Source organism: Anaerolineales bacterium (genome assembly GCA_019637805.1).
GTDB lineage: Bacteria > Chloroflexota > Anaerolineae > Anaerolineales > UBA11579 > JAMCZK01.
Window position 1 is genome coordinate 605,347 of the sequence record JAHBVB010000002.1, and the last position, 18,781, is coordinate 624,127.

Consider the following 18,781-nt stretch of genomic DNA (forward strand, 5'->3'; position numbering starts at 1 on the left):
ACTGCCAGCGGCAGTTCTTTTGATTTAAGCGTACGTCTCGTTTAGCTAGAACAAACCCCAGTCAGCGCCGGCGCCTTCTTCCATATAGGTGAGGTCCCACAGCTCGGTGCCCATTTGGATCTGGGTGTGGTGGCCGATGGCTTCGGCAGCCTTTTGGCGGGTCATCTCCAGCAGGGCCGGGGCGTAGGGGCAGAAAGGCGTGGTCATGATCATGGTGACCATGGCCTTCTTCTCGTCTTCGTTGATCTGCACATTGCGCACCAGGCCCAGTTCGATCACGTTGAGGCCGATCTCCGGGTCTACCACCTGGCGCAGCGAGGCGTCCACGGCTTCCAGCAGCTGGGGGTGGGTGCTTTCAATTTCCCAGATGGCTTGCTTGGCGGGGTCTTGGGAGGCTACAGGGCTCATTCACTTAACTCCATTAAAAAATTATCCAGATATGGCTTGCTGAGCGGCGGCCAGCGGCACCACATAGGTGCAGTGGCTGTCGCCGCTGAGCAGGCAGGAACTGCGGCGGGGTTCCACGGCTAGGATGCGCGAGATAAGCGCTTTGTCGATGCCGCAGACCTCGCGGTGGGTTTGGCCGACATGGTAATAGGGGCAGCCCGTCTCGCGGATGATGATCTCGTCGGCGGTCTGCTCTACGTGCGCCAGGAAGCCTTCGTTGTTGAGGCATTCTTCCAGCAGGCTGAGGCGTTGCGGAATGCTGAGGTCGGTCAGATCCTGGTCGGCGTACTTGGCCGAGATCGACTCGGCCATGCGCACGAAGATGCGGTTGTATTCTTCGACCGGGAGATGTTCTTTGATTTCGGCCAGCAAGTGGTTGGTGAAGCGAATAGTGTGGGTGGGGAAATGCTCGCGGCCGGCCTGGGTCAGGAAATATTGGCGGCGCGGGCGGCCGACACCGTGGCGCTCCTCGGCTGAGTCGACCAGCCCCTGGGCCTGCATGCGGCTGATGTGGTGGCGCACGGAGACGGGGTTAATGCTGACCGCTTCGGCCAGGTCATTGATCGTGCAGCGCTGGGCGGTGCGCAGGTGCTCCAGGACGAGATTGCGGGTGCTGCTCATGGGTAGCGGCAGTATATCATCGGCCCTCGCGAGCGTCAATATTATAGAATTTGTTCATAAATATTGGCGGCTAAACCAGGCCAACCATATCGGCCGCGGAATAGACCAGCATCAGGGCGAGGACCACGTTTACCGCCAGCCGAATGCGCGGGAAGGCCAGATATTTCTTGATCAAGGTGCCGAACAGGGTCCAGGTGGAGATGGCCGCAAAGCAGCTGAACGTGAGCGGGATCAGAATCAGCAATAAGAACGGAATGTCCTTGGTGAACCCGGCCAGGAAGGTGGAGAACAAAGTCAGCGCGTAGATCAGCACTTTGGGATTGACGATCTGGAACAAGAAACCTTGCACGAAGCCCATCGGCTGCGCCTGGTCGTCTTCAAACTTGTAGGTGGTCTTCAAAATGCTGTAGGCCAGGTACAGGATGTAGAGCGAGCCCACATAACGCAGCACAGGCTCGATGCCGGGGATGGCGGTCAGCAGCGTGGCGGACACCAGCGCGGCGGCGAGCAAGACCAGATAGAAGCCGGCCGCACAGCCAAGCAGGAAGGGCAGCGAGCGCCGGTAGCCATACAGCACGCCCATGGCGGCGCTGGTGATGTTGTTGGGCCCGGGGGTGAAGTTCGCTACCAGGGCATAGGTGATGGTGGGCAGCCAGTTGAACATGATGGCCTAAAGACGGCTGATCTGTGTTTTGCTCACTTCTGCAGCACGCACAGCGCCTGGCGGATCTCGCCCAGGTGGTAGGCAGAGTGGACCACGATGCTCAGTGCGCCGCCCATGGTGTCTTGATTCCACAAAGGATTGCGCTCAAACAGCCCGCGCATGCGCTCGTAGACCGTGCGCAACTGGTCTTTGTAGGCCTGCCATTCTTCTTCGCTTACCTTTTCCACCGTGCGCCAGACGTGGCCCCAGTCCGGCGGGGTCTGATCGCCTTGCAGCGCGTAGCGCTCGAAAGATTCAATGTAGAAGATGACATGGGCCACTTGGGCGGCCAGAGAGCCGCACTTGCCGCCGACCGGGATGGAGGCTTCGGCGGCGCTGACGGTATCCAGCGTCTCCAGCAGGGAGTTCTTTTTGTCGAGGTAGATGCCCTTGTGGACAGCAAAGGTTTCGTCGAGCAGCTGGGTGATGGTGTTAACGAATTCCTGAGGTTCAATTGCGGTCATTTTTAGCTCCTGGATGTGTGTAGGTTGTGTTGTTCCGGTTGGTTTGGGCGAATGTGTGGGTTGTGTCGATTGTGTTGGTTTTGTTGGCGCTTGACAAGCGGCTTGGCGAAGCGTGCGGTTTGCTGGCACTGCATATTCTGCATCATACATCAAAGCACTCCACAGCGGTCAAGAGGCATGCTTTGTCAAGGCGCCGGCAACGAATATTATAGAATTTGTTCATAAATATTGACACTCTTAGCAAACCTGCTATAATCTCCCGTAATTACAACCAGGTTGAAAAATCCAGGCTAATGGCCTGATGGGTTGTCCAAAAATACGGTCAGCCCCCGACCAGCAAAGTCATTTGTCAAGGAGAATCTGCAGTTCATGTCTGACTTAGTCATCCGCGATTTGCGCGTCAACGTAGCCGACAAAGAGATCCTGAAGGGACTGACCCTGACGGTGGAGCAGGGCAAGGTGCACGCGCTGATGGGCCCGAATGGCAGCGGCAAGAGCACGCTGGCCTACACGTTGATGGGCCATCCCAATTATGAAGTGACTGGCGGAGAAGTGATCTTCAAAGACCAGAATATTTTGGAGTTGGAGCCTGACCAGCGCTCGCATTTGGGCGTGTTCCTGGCGTTCCAGTACCCGGTGGCGATCCCGGGCGTGAGCGTGGCCAACTTCCTGCGCTCGGCGGTGAATTCGCACCGCAAAGCGGCCGACCCGGAATACAAAGGCATTCCCATCCCGGAGTTCCGCACGCTGCTGAAAGAGAAGATGGACAAGCTGAAGATGGACCACAGCTTCGCCGGGCGTTATTTGAACGACGGCTTCTCCGGCGGCGAGAAGAAGCGCGCCGAGATCTTGCAGATGGCGACGCTGATGCCGAACATGGCCATTTTGGACGAGACCGATTCAGGCCTGGATATTGATGCCCTGCGCAACGTGGCCGAGGGCGTGGAAGCCTTGCGCGGCCCGGACTTTGGGGCGCTGATCATCACGCATTACCAACGCATTTTGAACTATGTCAAACCGGATGTGATCCACATCATGCTCGACGGGCGCATTGCTGAGACCGGCGGGCCGGACCTGGCGCTGAAGCTGGAAGAGCATGGATATGACTGGATCCGCGAGAAGCACGGTGAGGCTGCGGCCGCTTAGCGCAGCACGAGGTGAATGATGGCTTTGGATGAAAAGTCGATCGAACGACATAAAGACGATGCCGAGCTGTTGGCCGGCATTGATGAATATCGCTGGAACTTTGTAGACGAGATCAAGCCGGTCTATCGCTCAGGAAAGGGGCTGAGCGAAGAAGTGGTACGCATGATCAGCGCCAAGAAGGAAGAGCCGCAGTGGATGCTGGACTTCCGCCTGAAGGCGCTGAAGCATTTTGAAGCGCGCCCAATGCCGACCTGGGGCGGCGACCTGGCCAGCCTGAACCTGGACGAGATCTATTTCTACAGCAAACCCTCCGAGGGTGAAGGTAAGAGCTGGGACGAAGTGCCCGATGACATCAAGCGCACCTTTGAGCGCCTGGGCATCCCCGAGGCCGAGCAGAAGTTTCTGGCCGGCGTAGGCGCCCAGTACGAATCCGAGATGGTCTATCACAACATCCAGGAGCATTTGGCTGAGAAGGGCGTGATCTTCAAGAGCATTGAGCACGGCCTGCGTGACCATGAGGATTTGTTCCGTGAATACTTCAGCACGATCATCCCGATCGAGGACAACAAGTTCTCGGCGTTGAATTCGGCAGTTTGGTCGGGCGGTTCGTTCGTGTATGTGCCCAAGGGCGTCAAGATCGAGATGCCCCTGCAGGCCTACTTCCGCGTGAACCAGGCGGACCAGGGCCAGTTTGAGCGCACCCTGATCATCGTCGAAGAGGGCGCCGAGGCCCATTATGTGGAAGGCTGCACTGCGCCGGTCTACACCACCGACTCGTTCCACAGTGGTGTGATCGAGATCGTGGTCAAGAAGGACGCCCGTTTCCGCTACACGACCATCCAGAACTGGTCGAACAACATGTACAACCTGGTGACGCAGCGCGCCCACGTGCACGCCAACGCCACCATGGAATGGGTGGACGCCAACCTGGGCAGCAAGCTGACCATGAAGTACCCCTCCTGCTATCTGCTTGAGCCGGGTGCGCACGGCGAGATCCTCTCGATGGCCTTTGCTTCCGGCCATCAGCACCAGGACACCGGCGGCAAGGTGATCCACTTCGCGCCCAACACGACCAGCAAGATCACCTCTAAGTCGATCAGCAAGAGCGGCGGGCGCGCTTCGTACCGCGGCCTGCTGAAGGTGCATCCCGGCGCGGAGGGCTCCAAGTCCAACGTGGTGTGCGATGCGCTGCTGCTGGACGACGCCTCACGCTCGGACACGTATCCTTACATTGAAATTGACGCCGAGGATGTGACCATTGGCCATGAGGCCTCGGTCTCCAAGGTCGGCGAAGAGCAGCTCTTCTATTTGATGAGCCGCGGCATGAGCGAAGAGCAAGCCGCCACCATGGTGGTTTCCGGTTTCATTGAGCCGCTGGTCAAAGAGCTGCCGATGGAATACGCCATCGAGATGAATCGTCTGATTCAACTGCAGATGGAAGGCTCGATCGGCTAAAGCCGTCGTTTGAGGATACCGATGACTGATAGCCCGAAACGCGTTGTTAAACGCAGTACTTCTGCTGGGCAGAGCACGAGCCGTGACTTTGCCTTCACCGCCGAGATGATCCCCAATGGTGTGGCAGAAGCTGCTTTCTTGCATGAGTACCGGCAAAACGCCTGGGAACACTTCCAGAAGCTGGGCGTACCACAGACCACCGAAGAAGCCTGGCGGCGCACTGACCTGCGCGGCCTGAAGGCCGGCAGCTTTAGCCTGCCCGCCGGTAAAGCGGCAGCCCAGCTGCCTCAGCCCCCCGAGCGGCTGCTGAAGCCGCTGGTGGGCGAGGGGCACGGCGGCCAGATCGTGATGGGTCCGGGCGAGACCCAGGTGACACTGAGTGAAGCGATCGCCAAGCAGGGTGTGGTCTTCACCGATATTGCCACGGCGGCCAAGCAGCACCCTGAGCTGCTGCAGAAGGCGCTGGGCCGGGCGGTGAAGCCCGATGAAGGCAAGTTCGCGGCGATGGCGGCGGCCTTGGCCGGCCGCGGCGTGCTGCTGTATGTGCCCAAGGGCGTGCAAGTGCAAGAGCCGCTGCATTCCGTGCTGTGGGGCCCGGGCACTGACCTGGCTTACCTCTCGCACCTGCTGGTGTGGGTGGAGGACGGCGCCTCGGTGACCTATGTGCACGAGGCGGCTTCGCCGGCGGAGAACGGCCAGACCATGCACTCCGGCATTGTGGAGTTGTATGTGGGCAACGGGGCCGAACTGCGCTTTGTGGAACTGCAATCCTGGGGCGAACACGTGTGGAACTTCAGCCACGAGCGGGCCGTGCTGCAAAAGGACGCCCGCCTGGACTGGATCTTTGGGGCGCTGGGCAGCAAGCTGACTAAGAACTTCTCCGAGATGAACCTGGAGGGTGAGGGCGGCTCGGCGCGCATGTCGGGCTTCTATTTCACCGATGGCGAACAGCACCTGGACCATGACACCCAGCAGAACCACCTGGCGGCGCACACCACCAGCGACCTGCTCTTCAAGGGCGCGCTGGAGGAGCAGAGCCGCTCGGTGTGGCAGGGCATGATCTATGTCGCCCCCGGCGCGCAGCAGACGGACGGCTACCAGGCCAACCGCAATCTGGTGCTGAGCCAGACGGCGCGGGCCGACTCGATCCCCGGCCTGGAGATCCTGGCCGATGACGTGCGCTGCACCCACGGCGCTACCGTGGGCAAGATCAGCGACGAAGAGCTGTTCTATCTGCTTAGCCGCGGCATTGCGCGGGAAGAAGCGCGCCGCTTGATCGTGGAAGGCTTCTTTGATCCGATCATGCAGCGCATCCCGTTCGAGGGCGTGCGTGATCGCTTCCAGCAAGCTATTGTGGACAAGCTTAAATAAGAGTATAGTTTTTAGGTATTTTTCCTAATTGGAGGCAAATTTGGTAGACCTGCGTTTTACCTCCGCTCCCGACCGTGATGATCTGTATCAGGTCGGTGACCGGGTTGAAGTGTATTGTGACCACGAAAACGAGAAGAAAGAACGCGTGCGTGGTTGGATGGAAGGTGTCGTGGTCCAGGTGGACCCCAAGATCGTGGCCGTGCAGTTTACTGAGCCGGTGTATCTGACCGACGGCTGGATGGTGCCGGACCATGTTCTGTGGTGCCCGCCCAACTCCTCCCAGATCCGGGCTGCCCGCAAGGGCAAGCGCCGCCCGCGGAGCTAAACATGACGATCTCGCCCCAGGCCGGCGCACTCGACGTAGATAAGATACGGGCAGACTTCCCCATCCTGCAGATGGAAGCCAGCCCTGGTGTAAAGCTGGCCTATCTGGATTCGGGGGCCAGCAGCCAGAAGCCCCTGGCGGTGATCGAGGCGATGAACACCTACTATCGCAGCCAGAACGCCAACATTCACCGTGCGGTGTACACCCTGGGGGAGGTGGCCACAGAAGCGTATGAGGCCGCCCGCGCCAAGGTGGCGAAATTCATCAACGCCTCCAAGCCGCGTGAGATCATCTTCACGCGCAATGCCACCGAGTCGGTGAACCTGGTGGCGCAGACCTGGGGCCGCGCCAACCTGAAGGAAGGCGACCTGGTGGTGCTGACCGAGATGGAGCACCACGCCAACCTGGTGCCGTGGCAGATGCTGGCGGCCGAAAAAGGCATTCGCCTGGAATTCATCCCGGTGACCGAAGAAGGTATTCTGGACCTGGCGGCCCTGCCGGCGCTGCTGGAGCAAAAGCCCAAGCTGGTCAGCTTCACGGCCATGTCGAATGTGCTAGGCACCATCACGCCAGCGGCCGAGATCGTGCGCTTGGCGCACAAAGCCGGCGCGCTGGCGATGATCGACGGCGCGCAGTCTGTGCCGCACCTGCCCACGGACGTGCAGGCGCTGGACGTCGATTTCCTGGCTTTCTCGAGCCATAAGATGCTGGGGCCGACGGGGTTGGGCGTGTTGTACGGCAAACTCGACCTGCTGAATGCCATGCCGCCGTTCATGGGCGGCGGCGACATGATCAAACGTGTCGAGCTGCGCAGCTTCACCACCAATGAAGTCCCGCAGAAATTTGAGGCCGGCACCCCGGCGATCGCCGAGGTGGTGGGCCTGGGTGCGGCGGTGGACTATTTGATGGCGGTGGGCATGGACGTCGTGGCGGCTTATGACCACGAGTTGACCGCCTACGCCCTGGAACGGCTGGAAGAGGTGCAAGGACTGAAAGTCTTCGGCCCGGGCATCGAGCACAAGAGCTCCAACGCCTCGTTCACCTTTGAGGGCGCGCACCCGCACGACGTGGCGGAGATCCTCAACCGCCACGGCGTGGCGACGCGCGCTGGCCACCACTGCGCCATGCCGCTGCACAACAAATTTGGCATCCCCTCGACCACAAGAGCCAGTTTTTATTTGTACAATACCAAGGAAGAGATTGACCAACTGATCGAGGCGTTGTACAAAGTGAAGGAAATTTTTGGATAATGGACGACCTGTACCGCGAAGTAATTATTGACCGCTACCAGAACCCGCGCTTCCGCGGCGAGCTGGACCCGCACGACTATTCCTATCAGGACGACAACCCGGTGTGTGGCGACCATGTGCGCATCGACCTGCGCGTGGACGAGAACGACACGATCACCGAGGCCAAGTTCAGCGGCGAGGGCTGCTCCATCTCGCAGGCTTCGGCCGACTTGCTGGTGGAGAAGGTCACCGGTATGAAGCTGGATGATGTGCGCCAGCTGGGCAAGGCGGACGTGTTGGAGTTGCTGGGCATCGACCTGGGCCCAGTGCGCCTGAAGTGCGCGCTGCTTTCACTGAAAGTGTTGAAGGGCGGCGTGTACGGTCTGGACGATGTGATGACCTTGGACGAACTGGCCGCTTCTTAGCGATAGCGGCTGGCCTAGAAATCGTCCATGCCTGAGTTCACCTATACTCATTTAGGGCCCAAAGAAGTGGATTTCGTGGCTGTAGGGGCAGCCGATGAGTTGGCCAACGGTCAACGGCTTTTCGTCGAGATCGACGATTATTCCATTTTAGTTTTCAATATTGCTGGGGAATTCTTCGCCATCGGCGACATCTGCTCGCACGACAACGGCCCCCTGGGCGACGGCGAGCTGGAGGGCAATGAGGTCATCTGCCCGCGGCACGGGGCGCGCTTCGATGTGCGCAACGGCGAGGTCAAGGCTTTGCCGGCCGTGGTGGACATCCCCGCCTACCCGGTGCGCGTGGTGGATGGGCAGATCGAGGTGGGGGTGCCGGTTTAGCGGCTAGCTGCTAGTAGATAGCTTTAGCAGTCAGATGGTAAGGGCGCACGACCGTGCGCCCTTATGTTTTTGCTCGGGAAGACTAATCCACCAGCGCCCAGCCGCGTTGCTGGGCGATGGGTTTGAGGTGTTCGTCCGGGTAGAAAGCGACCGGGCGGCCGACCAGCTCCAGCAGCTGAAGGTCAGTGCGGCTGTCGGCGTAGGCCGTGCTGGCGGCGTAGTCGATGTCGTGGCCGGCGGCTTGCATGGCGGCTTTGGCCAGCACGGCTTTCTGCTCGTCAATGCATACCGGGCCGGCCAGGCCTCCAGTGTAGCGCCCGTTGCGCAGGACAGGCTGTGTGCCCACGGCCATGTCGGCGCCCACATGGCGGGCGATGGCCGCTTGCAGCGGGGTCAGCCCGGCCGAGACCAGCACGACCAGGTCCCCAGCGGCCTTATGGTCCTTGACCAGCTGCAGCGCGTCGGCGCGCCAGAATGGCGTTAAATATTGGTTGGTCACCCAATCCCAGACAGGCTGGGCTTCTTCCAGTGTGTACCCGCGGATGAACCAAGCCAGGTGGGCGGCCCAGGCTGTGCGGAAGCGGCTTTGGCTGATCAGGCCGGCTTTGTGCAGCAGGTAGTGCGGGGCGTGATAGTACCAGAACCAACGCTGCAGAAAGCGGCGCTGGGTATGTTGCTTGAAGTATTCCAAAATGCCCTTCCACACACGTTCGGTGGTCAGGGTGCCATCTACATCAAAGAAAGCTGCTTTGCGTGCCATGTTAGTGTCTCCAGCGGCAAGAGTATCACGACTATCCCTATCGAGCAAATATAATTTGATCCCGGCGAATGACTGCTTCAATCGCATCTACGGCATCTTCGCCTGCGTTAAACCAGTGGATCTGCGGGTCCGTGGGGCGAAACCAGGCCGCCTGGCGGCGCACGAAGAGGCGCGTGCGGCGTTTGATGTCGGCGATGGCCTCCTCCAAGCTGAGTTCCCCCTGGAGATGCTGAGCCAGCTGCGCATAGCCAATCGCCGATAGGCTGGGCAGGCTGGGGCTGTACCCCTTGTCCAGCAGGGCTTGCACTTCAGCCAGCCAGCCGGCGGCCAGCATGTCCTCTATGCGCTGGTCAATGCGGGCATACAACTCCGGCCGGGGGCGCGTCAAGCCGATCTGCAGCAGGCGGTAGGGCGGACTGCCCTGTCCGCGTTGGGCGGAGAAGCGCCGCCCGCTGGCCAGGGTCACCTCCAGGGCGCGCAGGGTGCGGCGCTGGTTGCGGGCGTCTATATGGGCGGCGGCTGCGGGATCCAGGCGGGCCAGGCGGGCGTGCAGGCCGGCCGGCCCCAGCTCTGCCGCCCAGGCCTCCAGCGCGGCGCGCAGGGCGGGCTGGGGCGGCAGGGCCGGCGGGGTCCAGCCTTCGACGATGGCGCGCAAGTATTGGCCTGTGCCGCCGACCAGCAGCGGCAGCTTGCCGCGGCTGGTCACGGCGGCGATGGCTTCGGCCGCGGCGGTCTGGAAGCGGGCCAGGCTCCAGATTTCATCAGGGTCGGCCACGTTGATGAGATGGTGCGGCACCCGCCGCAGCTCGGCGGGGCTGGGTTTGGCGGTGCCAATATCCATGCCGCGGTAGAGCAGCCGCGAATCGGCGGAAATGATTTCGGCATCCAGCCGCCCGGCGAGCTGCAGTGCGATCTCGGTTTTGCCCACGGCGGTGGGTCCCACCAAGGCGACGAGGGCGATGCGCTTATCCTTGGACGGCATTTTCAAAGTGCTGGATTTGTGGCGCGCCACCGGGCTGGCGCAGGATGGAGACGACATCAATGCGCCAGTCGCCGGCCAGCTCAGGGTGGGCTTGCAAATACTCTTCGGCGCTGTGGATGAGATGCTGCTGTTTGGCGGGAGTGATGGCTTCTTCCGGCAGGCCGAAGCGGGCCGAGGTGCGCGTCTTGACTTCAATGAAAACCAGCGTACCCTGGTGGCGGGCCAGCAGGTCAATTTCGCCGTAGGCGCCGTGCAGGTTGCGGCCCAGGATCTGATAGCCGCGCTGGGCCAGATAGTCTGCGGCTTGTTGTTCGCCCCAGCGGCCCAGGGCCTGCTTTTGACGGCTCATCCACCCAAATATTGTTCGAACCAAGCCAGGGTTTGTTTCCAGGCTTCCGCCGCGGCCGCGGGATGATAGACCTCTGGGCGATCTTCGTTGAAAAAAGCGTGGTCTGCCCCGGCGTAGATGTGGATGGCATGCGGTGTGCCCTGGGCGCTGAGCTGCTTCTCGAAGTCGTTGACGATGCTGGCCGGGATGCCGCCGTCATTTTCGCCGTAGAGGCCTAGCACCGGCGTGCGGATGCGGGCCGCCTCGCCGGCTTCCAGCGGACGGCCATAGAAGCAGACCACCGCGTCCACCGGGTGGGCCGCGGCAGTGGAGAGCGCTAGGCCGCCGCCCATGCACCAGCCCACCAGGCCCACTTTGCCGGTGGTGTACTCCAGGCTGTTCAGGTAAGCGCCGGCGGCATGGATCTCCTGGATGGCCTGGGCGCGGTTGAGCGCCATGGCCAGCTTGCGGGCTTCATCCGGCTCGCTGGCCGCCTGGCCGTGATACAGGTCAGGCGCCAGGACGGCGTAACCTTCGGCGGCCAAGCGGTCGGCCACGGATTTGATATGACCCACCAGGCCCCACCATTCCTGAATGGCGACGACCGCCGGGAAGGGACCGGGGCCGCTGGGCACGGCCAGGTAGCCGGGCGTTTGGTCTCCATTGCTGGGGTACTGGATCATCTGTGCGCTCATGCGGTGAGTATACCTGTGGGAGGGCTGGAGTACAATCGCCGGCATGCAGGCCCGACTCTTTCCCGACGGTGAACGGCTGAGTGCAGTGATGGCGATCACGCTGCTGGCCTATGCCGGTTCGCGGTTTATTCAAGCGCCGGGCCAGGTGCTGGCACTGGAACTGGCCGGCATCTATCTGCCCCTGCAAATGAGCGTGAACACCGCCGTGGCTCTGTTTGTGGCCGGGCTGACGGCGGCCGGCGTGGACTGGATGCTGCAGTCTGAGGACGGCGCGCCGAGGACTTCGCGTTTCCGGCATTGGACCCTGCCGGCAATGACGGCCTGGGTGCTCAGCCTGCTGCTGGGCAACCTGACCTTTGACCTGAATTGGTGGGCCACCTTGGCCCTGTGCACGCTGCTGCTCCTGGCAGTCATCATGGGGGAATTTGCCAGCGCGCAGCCTGAGCACCGCTATCACTGGCTGGCGAGTGTGGTGTTGCGTTTCTTGATGCTCGGGCTATTCTTGATCCTGGCGATTACCGTGCGGGCGGTGGGCCTGCGCTTGTTCCTGGCCCTGCCCGCCGTGGCGCTGGGCGCCTTTGCCGCTTTTTCGCGCATGCAGTTGCTCCTGCCCGGGCAGGCTTGGCGACCGGTGCAGATGGCCGGCCTGACCTTCTTGTGCGTACAAGTGGCTGCCGCCTTGCATTATTTGCCGTTTTCTGCGTTGGGGTATGGCCTGGCGTTGTTGGGCCTGGTCTTTGCCCTTAACCATTTTGTCAGCGCGCTCAATCTGGAACAACCCTGGCTGGCGCCGGCGCGCGAGGGACTGATCACGCTGGGCATCTTTTGGGCGCTGGCGCTGCTGGTACGCTGATGGCGCTGCGCCTCCCGCGCCGCCTTTGGCAGCAGATGCGCCGGCATGTGGCCGCCGTGTCTCCGCAGGAGGCCTGCGGCTTGCTGGCCGGACGTGACGGTCAGGCCCAGGCGGTTTATGCCGTGCGCAATGAGCTGGTCAGCCCCACACACTTCCGCATGGATGCGGCGGAACAGTGGGCGGCTTTCCAGGCGATGGAAGCAGAGGGTCTGGAACTGCTGGCCATCTATCACTCACATCCCAACGGACCCGCCGGGCCGTCCCAGCAAGACATTCTGAACGCCGGTTACCCGGGCGTGGCGCACTTGATCTGGAGCCCGGTTGGCGACGAGTGGGCTTGCCGGGCGTTTTTGTTGGACACAGGGGCCAAAATCGAATTAGAATTGCAGTTGCAAGACGAGTAACTTCCCTAAAGGCTTCGTGTTTCTAAAGTACACCTTTTGCCCACCCAGGAGGCATTTGTATGAATTTGCTGATTAGCATCGGCGTAGTTTTGTTTGGCTATTTACTTGGTTCCATCCCCTTTGGCTTTATTCTGGTCAAGCTGCGTACGGGTGAAGACATTCGCCAGGTGCAGAGCGGGCGAACCGGCGGAACCAACGCCATGCGGGCGGCAGGCAAGTGGGTCGGCATCCTGACCGGCGCGTTGGACATTCTCAAGAGTTACTTTGCCGTACGCCTGGCGGTTGCTGTGGCACCTGAAAACTTTTGGCTGCATGTGATCACGCCGCTGGCGGTCATCCTGGGACACAATTATTCGATCTTCCTGATGCGCCGTGAGGAAAGCGGTGTGAAATTTGGCGGCGGGGCCGGTGGGGCGACGGCCGGCGGCGGCGCCATGGGGTTGTGGTTCCCGGCCCTGTACATTATTTTGCCATTGGCTTTTGCCGTCTTCTACTTTGTAGGCTATGCCTCGATGACCACTTTGAGCATCAGCGTGTTGGCCACGATCATTTTTGCGGTACGTGCCTATCTGGGGGCCTCGCCTTGGGAATATGTGGCCTATGGCCTGGCTTCGCTGGCCCTGGTGGCCTGGGCTTTGCGGCCCAACATCAAGCGCCTGATGGAAGGCAATGAACGCCTGCACGGCTTCCGTGTGCGCCACCTCAAGAAGGCCGAGGGCAAAGCCGGTGGTAACTAGCCAACAAAAAAAGACCCGCGTAGCGGGTCTTTTTTGTTAGCGTGTCTCGTAGACCAGTTCAGAACCTTCGGGGTTCTTGCCGTACTCCTGGCGGAAGAGGGCGATCAGGTTGCTGCGGTGCAGCTGCTCTGCCAGGCCGGCGATGAGCACGCGGCTCTTGCCGCAATCCTCGATCTGGACGGTCTCCAGCAGGTCGAGAGGATAGCGGCGGCGGGCGGCTTTGCGAACCACCTTGCGGATTTCGGTCAGGTAATTGATGTTGGACTTGACCGCGCCCTCGATCTCACCCCGCAGCACAATCTCGCCGTGGCCGGGTACCAGATTCTCCAGGCTCATTTTAGGGATCTTCTTCTGCGAGGCAATCGTGTCGTCGATGTCGCCGTCCATCAGGGTCGGCACGGCCATAAAGGTATCGCCGCTGAACAGGATGCGGTCCTCTTCGACCAATACTGCGATGGAGTCGGCGCTGTGGCCGGGCAGGGGGAAGATGTTGAGGGCTTTCTTGCCCACTTGCAAGGTCATCTCTCCTGTTTCGAGGCTGAAGTGCGGCAGCACGATCTCCACCTCCCGCAGGCTGCTGTTCTCGCGCTTTTCGGCTTCCAGCGAAGGAATGCCGCGGGTCTTGAGCATGTCGTAGCAGCGCTGGTGGGCGATGATCTGCGCTTCGGGGAAGAAACAATTGCCCCAGCTGTGATCCGCATGGTAATGGGTGTTGATCACATAACGGACGGGGACGCGCAGCTCTCGGTCGATGAAACGCCGCAGCTGCAAAGTCTCTTCGGGCAGCGCCAGGGTGTCGATCACCACGGCCATGTCTGGGCCGGCAACCACGCCGGCGGTGACTTGCGCATAGAGGCTGCTTTGAAAGAAATAGACGTTTTCGGCAATGCGTTCGTGTTGCATAGAGCGTGAAGAATAGCACACAGGTTTGCCAGAAGTCAAGAAATGTGAAACATTGCACAATGTCAGTTGATTTTTGGCACTCTGCCAGCGTGAATTTGACAAGCGCGGCCTGCGGCACTATAATCAGCCGCACAATTGCATATTTGCTTCAGGAGTAGTACGCGGGCTGGTGCTCACAGAGAAGGAACGGCCATAGACTGAGAGCCTCCGGAGATCGCCGAACGCCGAAGTCGCCTGAATTGCACACCGCAGAACAGCCGCAGGCTTAGTAGACCGGTGCGGGCCAGCCCGTTACAGCGTTTGAGCGCAGCCAATGGCTGAAGCGAGGTGGTACCGCGGAACACCCTTCCGTCCTCAGTGGAGAAGGGTGTTTTTGTTTAACTGGAGGCCGTGTGAGCAGCGATTCTTTACCCAAAACCTATGACTTCAAATCCACCGAGCAGCGCATTTATGCCTGGTGGGAAGAGCAAGGCTTTTTTCAGCCCGCCAATGACCCGGGTAAGGACGGCTTTGATCCGGCCCAAAAGCCTTTTGTGATCTCCATCCCGCCGCCCAATGTGACCGGCGAGCTGCACCTGGGCCATGCCATGTTCGTGGCCATGGAAGATCTGATGATCCGCCACCAGCGCATGCGCGGCGTGCCGGCCCTGTGGGTGCCGGGCAGCGACCATGCCGGCATCGCCACGCAGCTCAAGGTGGAAGAAGACCTGCTGCGCACCGAAGAGGTGACGCGGGAGGAGCTGGGCCGTGAAGAATTCCTGAAGCGCACCTGGGCCTGGAAAGAGAAATACCACGCCATCATCTCGCAGCAGATCCGCCGCCTGGGCGCCTCCTGCGATTGGTCGCGCGAGCGTTTTACCCTGGACGAAGGTTTGTCCACCGCAGTGCGCGAGGCCTTTGTGCGCCTGTATGAAAAAGGCCTGATCTATCGCGGCCCGCGCCTGATCAATTGGTCGCCGGGGCTGCGCACGGCGGTGTCCGACCTGGAAGTGGAATACAGCGAAGAAGAAGGTACGCTGTACTTCTTCAAGTACCGCATTCAGGGCAGCAACGAATTCATCCCGGTGGCCACCACCCGGCCGGAAACCCTATTGGCTGACACGGCTGTGGCGGTGCACCCGGAGGACGAGCGCTACAAGCATCTGGTGGGGGCCACGGCGCTGGTGCCGATGCTGGACCGTGAGATCCCGGTGATCGCCGACGACTACGTTGACCGCCAGTTCGGCACTGGCGCGCTGAAGATCACCCCCGGCCACGACGCCAACGACTACGAAGTCGGCGCCCGCCATAACCTGCCCGTGCTCTCGGTGTTGGATGAGGCCGCCAAAGTGACTGAGACCGGCGGCAACTATGCCGGGCTGGATCGCTTTGCGGCGCGCAAGCAGATCTGGGCGGATATGCAAGCTGCCGGCTTGACGATCAAGACCGAGAAGCACATGCAGCGCGTGCCGCGCTCGCAGCGCGGCGGAGAGATCATCGAGCCGATGATCTCCACGCAGTGGTTTGTAAAGATTCAACCGCTGGCAGCGCCAGCACTAGCCGCAGTGGAGGACGGTCGCATCCAGATCGTGCCGGAGCACTTCACCAAGGTTTATCGCAACTGGATGAGCAACATCCAGGACTGGTGCATCAGCCGCCAGTTGTGGTGGGGCCACCGCATCCCGGTTTGGTATGGCCCGGACGGCAGCATGTTCTGCGCCCGCAGCGAAGAAGATGCCCTGGCGCAGGCCCGCGCCCAGTTCGGCGAGGACGTGGCTCTGGAGCAAGACCCAGATGTGCTGGACACTTGGTTCTCTTCCGGGCTGTGGCCTTTCTCCACCCTGGGCTGGCCCGAAGAGACGTCGGACTTCAAATATTTCTATCCCACCTCGACACTGGAGACCGGTTACGACATCCTCTTCTTCTGGGTGGCGCGCATGATCATGATGGGGCTGGAATTCACCGGTGAAGTGCCCTTCGATACCGTGTACTTGCACGGCCTGGTACGCGACGAGCAGGGCCGCAAGATGAGCAAGACCCTGGGCAATGTGGTCGATCCGTTGGAAGTGATGGATGAGTATGGCACGGACGCACTGCGTTTCACGCTGCTGGTGGGCTCCACGCCGGGGCAGGATGTCAACCTGAGCCTGGACAAAGTCGGCGCCAACCGCAACTTCATCAATAAGTTGTGGAACGCTACTCGCTTTGCGCTGGGCATCATTCCGAACGCCCCAACCGAGCCGCAAGGCTCGCCGGATTGGACGCTGGCGGATGGCTGGATCTGGGCGCGCTGCAAACAGATCGTTGAGAACTTTGAGCGCTTGTTTGCTACGCATCAATACGGTGAAGCCGGCCGCCAGCTGTATGAATTCTTCTGGAACGACTTTGCTGATTGGTACATCGAGATCGCCAAGCGGCAGATCGAGAAGGGCGGCGACCGGGCCTTTTACACCGCCGACCTGCTGACCCGTATTCTGGATATTTGCCTGCGCCTGCTGCACCCTTATATCCCCTTCGTCAGCGAGGAACTGTGGAGCCACTTGAAGGCTGCGGCCCAAGGACATTCGCAGCGGCTGCAGCCCGAATTCGGCGAGTGGAGCGAAGGGCTGGCCGTGGCCGCCTGGCCCACGCCGCTGCCGAGCATAGGCTGGGAGGATGAGGCACTGCGTGACTTCGAGGTCTTCCAGAATGTGGTGCGCGCCATCCGCAACCAGCGGGCTGAGAAGCAGATCAAGCCGGCGGTGAAGATCGCCGCGCATTTCGTCTCGCAAGATGCCGAGAGCCGCGGCACACTCGAAGCGCTGTCCGCCGAGCTGGCGCAGCTGGCCGGGCTGGACCCGACGCAGCTGCGGATCGGCGAGGCGCCCAGCGCCGAACTGGGCGAGGCGGCTGCACTGGTAGTGGGACCGGTGCAGATCTACCTGCCGTTGGCTGGGCTGCTGGACCCGGCCGAAGAGCGCGCCCGCCTGGCGCGCGAACTGGCCGTGACCCGTGAGCAGATCGGTCGCCTGGAAGGGCTGCTGGGCAGCGATTTCGCCAACAAGGCCCCTGCCGCTGTGGTGGATAAGGAGCGTGCCAAGCTGGCAGATTACCAAACTTCCGCAGCCAGCCTTGAAGAGCAGCTCAAGAAGCTGAGTTAGGAGCCGGGATGGCTGTAATGGAACTGCGTGTGGCGATCACTGTGGACGATTGGGAAAAGGCAGTCGCTTTCTATCGCGATGGCCTGGGCTTGGATCCGGGTGAGCTATGGACCGAGCATGGCCGGGGCGCGTTGCTGCATGGGGGCAAAGCCACCTTTGAGGTCTTCGATGAGCAGCATGCCAGCGCGGTTGACGAGTTGGAGGTAGGCCAACGGGTCAGCGGATCAGTGCGCTTCGCTTTCCGGGTACTCGATGTGCATGCTGCCCTGCAGAGAGCACTTGAATACGGCGCGATCCTGGTGCACGAGCCGGTCCTGACGCCATGGAACGATCTGAACGCGCGGGTACAGGCGCCCGGTGGCATGCAGATCACTTTGTTTCAGGTGATGGCTGTAAGCTAGAAGAACTGTGAGACTACTCGCTCCAAAATGAGCAGCAACACAGGCAGCAGGATGGCGGAGGCGAAGTTGCGGAATGCGCCGGGCCGCCAGGGCCAGGCGGGCACGTCTCTGATGTTGGTGCGCATCGTGAACAGGGCGTGCAGACCTTTCTCCAGCTTCTCTAGGTTGCCCAGCTTTTTCTTTGCCAAGTCGGCCTGCAGGTTTTGGTGTAGTTCCTCGATCTGCCTGGCGTTGTGGGTCAGCAGTTGCTGCTTGTTATTCTCTATCTTTTGGTGGATGCCCCAAAGCGGCACTACGGTAACCACTACGCCGATCACCAGGGCAAAGAAAGAGACCAGCAGCGCCGTCTCTGGGGTCATGCTGGGCGTGCCCAGCAGCACTTCCCAAATGTAGTTCATGCTAGCCGTGATGACTGAAAAGGCGCCTATCAGCATGGTGACCCGCGCCAGGCCGTAAAAGGGCTGCAGGTCAAAGAGATTGAACTCGCCCACCTGGCGGTAGAGTTGGCTGATCTGGCTGACATGCCACCAGGCGGCATAGATCCATACCGGGGTGAAGGTGTATCCAGGGCCGGACAGCAGCGCCCACAGGGCCTGGCTGAACTGGCTGGCGGCCATCGAATGTCCGCGGTAGACCAGCCAAACGCCGAAGATGAAGCCGGCCACGCTGAGCAGCAGAACCGGCCAAAACGGCATGGTCAGGAAGTGGTACTTGACCGCTTCAAAGTCGTTCTTCTTGAGGGCCAGCACGGGGCGAAATTCTTCCAGTGACCTGGCTGCGGTCCTTTCCATCAGGTTGAGATACCCCAGGGCGTAAGGGACCCAGGCCATGTCAAAGAAAACCGGCGATACCCATTCGCCCCAGCCTGCACTGCCATCTGCCCACAAGGCGATGTGCACCAGCAGCACACTGGCCAGATAGAAAAGGATGTAGAACAGGGCTGGGTGGATGGGCAGCCCGTTGATCCAGTCGAGCACGAGATTGACCCAGCTAGGTGGGTAGCGCCGGAAAGTGGCCATTTGCCTGTCCTCAGAA

Annotated in this window: 22 protein-coding genes; 12 read left to right on the forward strand and 10 right to left on the reverse strand. The window is 60.9% G+C overall.

What is annotated here, in order from left to right:
• Positions 1-45: 45 nt before the first annotated feature.
• The 4 genes from KF885_08645 to KF885_08660 form a co-directional block, all read right to left on the reverse strand.
• Positions 46-408 carry a DUF59 domain-containing protein gene (locus KF885_08645; protein ID MBX3049225.1) on the reverse strand — a complete coding sequence of 121 codons (363 nt, stop codon included), beginning with the start codon at positions 406-408 and terminating at the stop codon, positions 46-48.
• 21 nt (positions 409-429) lie between these two features.
• Positions 430-1,068 (reverse strand): ArsR family transcriptional regulator, encoded by a 639-nt coding sequence (locus KF885_08650; GenBank protein MBX3049226.1) that lies wholly within the window; start codon positions 1,066-1,068, stop codon positions 430-432.
• A 70-nt stretch (positions 1,069-1,138) separates the two neighbouring features.
• Positions 1,139-1,732, reverse strand: coding sequence for a LysE family translocator (locus KF885_08655; GenBank protein MBX3049227.1), 594 nt, complete (start codon positions 1,730-1,732; stop codon positions 1,139-1,141).
• A 32-nt stretch (positions 1,733-1,764) separates the two neighbouring features.
• The gene (locus tag KF885_08660; GenBank protein ID MBX3049228.1) at positions 1,765-2,235 is read right to left on the reverse strand and encodes a DinB family protein; all 471 of its coding nucleotides are present in this window, start codon (positions 2,233-2,235) and stop codon (positions 1,765-1,767) included.
• A 369-nt stretch (positions 2,236-2,604) separates the two neighbouring features.
• Here KF885_08660 and sufC point away from each other — a divergent pair, with 369 nt between their 5' ends.
• The 7 genes from sufC to KF885_08695 are packed head-to-tail and all read left to right on the forward strand — an operon-like array spanning position 2,605 to position 8,564.
• Positions 2,605-3,381, forward strand: a complete 777-nt coding sequence (sufC, locus tag KF885_08665; protein MBX3049229.1) for a Fe-S cluster assembly ATPase SufC — start codon at positions 2,605-2,607, stop codon at positions 3,379-3,381.
• An 18-nt stretch (positions 3,382-3,399) separates the two neighbouring features.
• Positions 3,400-4,836, forward strand: a complete 1,437-nt coding sequence (gene sufB, locus KF885_08670) for a Fe-S cluster assembly protein SufB (protein ID MBX3049230.1) — start codon at positions 3,400-3,402, stop codon at positions 4,834-4,836.
• 21 nt (positions 4,837-4,857) lie between these two features.
• Positions 4,858-6,207, forward strand: a complete 1,350-nt coding sequence (sufD, locus tag KF885_08675; GenBank protein ID MBX3049231.1) for a Fe-S cluster assembly protein SufD — start codon at positions 4,858-4,860, stop codon at positions 6,205-6,207.
• A gap of 40 nt (positions 6,208-6,247) precedes the next feature.
• Complete coding sequence (locus tag KF885_08680) at positions 6,248-6,532, forward strand: hypothetical protein (protein MBX3049232.1); 285 nt, start codon at positions 6,248-6,250, stop codon at positions 6,530-6,532.
• A gap of 2 nt (positions 6,533-6,534) precedes the next feature.
• Entirely contained in the window at positions 6,535-7,782 is a 1,248-nt protein-coding gene (locus tag KF885_08685; protein ID MBX3049233.1) for a cysteine desulfurase, read from the forward strand.
• On the forward strand, positions 7,782-8,186 hold the full coding sequence (locus tag KF885_08690) for an SUF system NifU family Fe-S cluster assembly protein (protein MBX3049234.1): 405 nt from the start codon (positions 7,782-7,784) through the stop codon (positions 8,184-8,186). The genes KF885_08685 and KF885_08690 overlap by 1 nt, the downstream gene beginning before the upstream one ends.
• A gap of 27 nt (positions 8,187-8,213) precedes the next feature.
• Positions 8,214-8,564, forward strand: a complete 351-nt coding sequence (locus tag KF885_08695; GenBank protein ID MBX3049235.1) for a non-heme iron oxygenase ferredoxin subunit — start codon at positions 8,214-8,216, stop codon at positions 8,562-8,564.
• 82 nt (positions 8,565-8,646) lie between these two features.
• Here the strand turns inward: KF885_08695 and KF885_08700 are convergent, their stop codons facing one another.
• The 4 genes from KF885_08700 to KF885_08715 are packed head-to-tail and all read right to left on the reverse strand — an operon-like array spanning position 8,647 to position 11,329.
• On the reverse strand, positions 8,647-9,324 hold the full coding sequence (locus KF885_08700; GenBank protein MBX3049236.1) for an HAD-IB family hydrolase: 678 nt from the start codon (positions 9,322-9,324) through the stop codon (positions 8,647-8,649).
• A gap of 37 nt (positions 9,325-9,361) precedes the next feature.
• Positions 9,362-10,306, reverse strand: coding sequence for a tRNA (adenosine(37)-N6)-dimethylallyltransferase MiaA (gene miaA / locus KF885_08705; GenBank protein ID MBX3049237.1), 945 nt, complete (start codon positions 10,304-10,306; stop codon positions 9,362-9,364).
• A complete protein-coding gene (locus KF885_08710) occupies positions 10,290-10,655 on the reverse strand; it encodes a YraN family protein (protein ID MBX3049238.1) in 366 nt (121 codons plus the stop codon). The genes miaA and KF885_08710 overlap by 17 nt, the downstream gene beginning before the upstream one ends.
• Positions 10,652-11,329, reverse strand: a complete 678-nt coding sequence (locus KF885_08715) for a dienelactone hydrolase family protein (GenBank protein ID MBX3049239.1) — start codon at positions 11,327-11,329, stop codon at positions 10,652-10,654. Before KF885_08715 ends, KF885_08710 begins: the two co-directional genes overlap by 4 nt.
• Positions 11,330-11,372: 43 nt before the next feature.
• Between KF885_08715 and KF885_08720 the strand changes: the two genes are divergently transcribed.
• The 3 genes from KF885_08720 to KF885_08730 are packed head-to-tail and all read left to right on the forward strand — an operon-like array spanning position 11,373 to position 13,323.
• Entirely contained in the window at positions 11,373-12,182 is an 810-nt protein-coding gene (locus KF885_08720) for a hypothetical protein (protein ID MBX3049240.1), read from the forward strand.
• A complete protein-coding gene (locus KF885_08725; GenBank protein MBX3049241.1) occupies positions 12,182-12,586 on the forward strand; it encodes a M67 family metallopeptidase in 405 nt (134 codons plus the stop codon). Before KF885_08720 ends, KF885_08725 begins: the two co-directional genes overlap by 1 nt.
• A gap of 59 nt (positions 12,587-12,645) precedes the next feature.
• A complete protein-coding gene (locus tag KF885_08730) occupies positions 12,646-13,323 on the forward strand; it encodes a glycerol-3-phosphate acyltransferase (GenBank protein MBX3049242.1) in 678 nt (225 codons plus the stop codon).
• Positions 13,324-13,359: 36 nt separating this feature from the next.
• Here KF885_08730 and KF885_08735 read toward each other — a convergent pair whose 3' ends face one another.
• Positions 13,360-14,226, reverse strand: coding sequence for an MBL fold metallo-hydrolase (locus tag KF885_08735; GenBank protein ID MBX3049243.1), 867 nt, complete (start codon positions 14,224-14,226; stop codon positions 13,360-13,362).
• Positions 14,227-14,618: 392 nt separating this feature from the next.
• Between KF885_08735 and KF885_08740 the strand changes: the two genes are divergently transcribed.
• Both KF885_08740 and KF885_08745 read left to right on the forward strand, forming a co-directional pair.
• A complete protein-coding gene (locus KF885_08740; GenBank protein MBX3049244.1) occupies positions 14,619-17,345 on the forward strand; it encodes a valine--tRNA ligase in 2,727 nt (908 codons plus the stop codon).
• Positions 17,346-17,353: 8 nt separating this feature from the next.
• Positions 17,354-17,746, forward strand: coding sequence for a VOC family protein (locus KF885_08745; protein MBX3049245.1), 393 nt, complete (start codon positions 17,354-17,356; stop codon positions 17,744-17,746).
• Here the strand turns inward: KF885_08745 and KF885_08750 are convergent.
• Positions 17,743-18,765: a hypothetical protein gene (locus tag KF885_08750; protein ID MBX3049246.1), complete on the reverse strand. Its 1,023-nt coding sequence runs from the start codon at positions 18,763-18,765 to the stop codon at positions 17,743-17,745. The genes KF885_08745 and KF885_08750 overlap by 4 nt on opposite strands.
• Positions 18,766-18,781 lie beyond the last annotated feature (16 nt).

Bases quoted from the DNA above. Each gene is read 5' to 3' on its own strand.
- sufB (MBX3049230.1), top strand. From the start codon at position 3,400: ATGGCTTTGGATGAAAAGTCGATCGAACGACATAAAGACGATGCCGAG.
- KF885_08735 (MBX3049243.1), bottom strand. From the start codon at position 14,226: ATGCAACACGAACGCATTGCCGAAAACGTCTATTTCTTTCAAAGCAGC.
- sufD (MBX3049231.1), top strand. From the start codon at position 4,858: ATGACTGATAGCCCGAAACGCGTTGTTAAACGCAGTACTTCTGCTGGG.
- sufC (MBX3049229.1), top strand. From the start codon at position 2,605: ATGTCTGACTTAGTCATCCGCGATTTGCGCGTCAACGTAGCCGACAAA.
- KF885_08685 (MBX3049233.1), top strand. From the start codon at position 6,535: ATGACGATCTCGCCCCAGGCCGGCGCACTCGACGTAGATAAGATACGG.
- KF885_08695 (MBX3049235.1), top strand. From the start codon at position 8,214: ATGCCTGAGTTCACCTATACTCATTTAGGGCCCAAAGAAGTGGATTTC.
- KF885_08745 (MBX3049245.1), top strand. From the start codon at position 17,354: ATGGCTGTAATGGAACTGCGTGTGGCGATCACTGTGGACGATTGGGAA.
- KF885_08655 (MBX3049227.1), bottom strand. From the start codon at position 1,732: ATGTTCAACTGGCTGCCCACCATCACCTATGCCCTGGTAGCGAACTTC.
- KF885_08700 (MBX3049236.1), bottom strand. From the start codon at position 9,324: ATGGCACGCAAAGCAGCTTTCTTTGATGTAGATGGCACCCTGACCACC.
- KF885_08710 (MBX3049238.1), bottom strand. From the start codon at position 10,655: ATGAGCCGTCAAAAGCAGGCCCTGGGCCGCTGGGGCGAACAACAAGCC.
- KF885_08715 (MBX3049239.1), bottom strand. From the start codon at position 11,329: ATGAGCGCACAGATGATCCAGTACCCCAGCAATGGAGACCAAACGCCC.
- KF885_08750 (MBX3049246.1), bottom strand. From the start codon at position 18,765: ATGGCCACTTTCCGGCGCTACCCACCTAGCTGGGTCAATCTCGTGCTC.
- KF885_08690 (MBX3049234.1), top strand. From the start codon at position 7,782: ATGGACGACCTGTACCGCGAAGTAATTATTGACCGCTACCAGAACCCG.
- KF885_08650 (MBX3049226.1), bottom strand. From the start codon at position 1,068: ATGAGCAGCACCCGCAATCTCGTCCTGGAGCACCTGCGCACCGCCCAG.
- KF885_08730 (MBX3049242.1), top strand. From the start codon at position 12,646: ATGAATTTGCTGATTAGCATCGGCGTAGTTTTGTTTGGCTATTTACTT.
- KF885_08660 (MBX3049228.1), bottom strand. From the start codon at position 2,235: ATGACCGCAATTGAACCTCAGGAATTCGTTAACACCATCACCCAGCTG.
- KF885_08645 (MBX3049225.1), bottom strand. From the start codon at position 408: ATGAGCCCTGTAGCCTCCCAAGACCCCGCCAAGCAAGCCATCTGGGAA.
- miaA (MBX3049237.1), bottom strand. From the start codon at position 10,306: ATGCCGTCCAAGGATAAGCGCATCGCCCTCGTCGCCTTGGTGGGACCC.
- KF885_08720 (MBX3049240.1), top strand. From the start codon at position 11,373: ATGCAGGCCCGACTCTTTCCCGACGGTGAACGGCTGAGTGCAGTGATG.
- KF885_08725 (MBX3049241.1), top strand. From the start codon at position 12,182: ATGGCGCTGCGCCTCCCGCGCCGCCTTTGGCAGCAGATGCGCCGGCAT.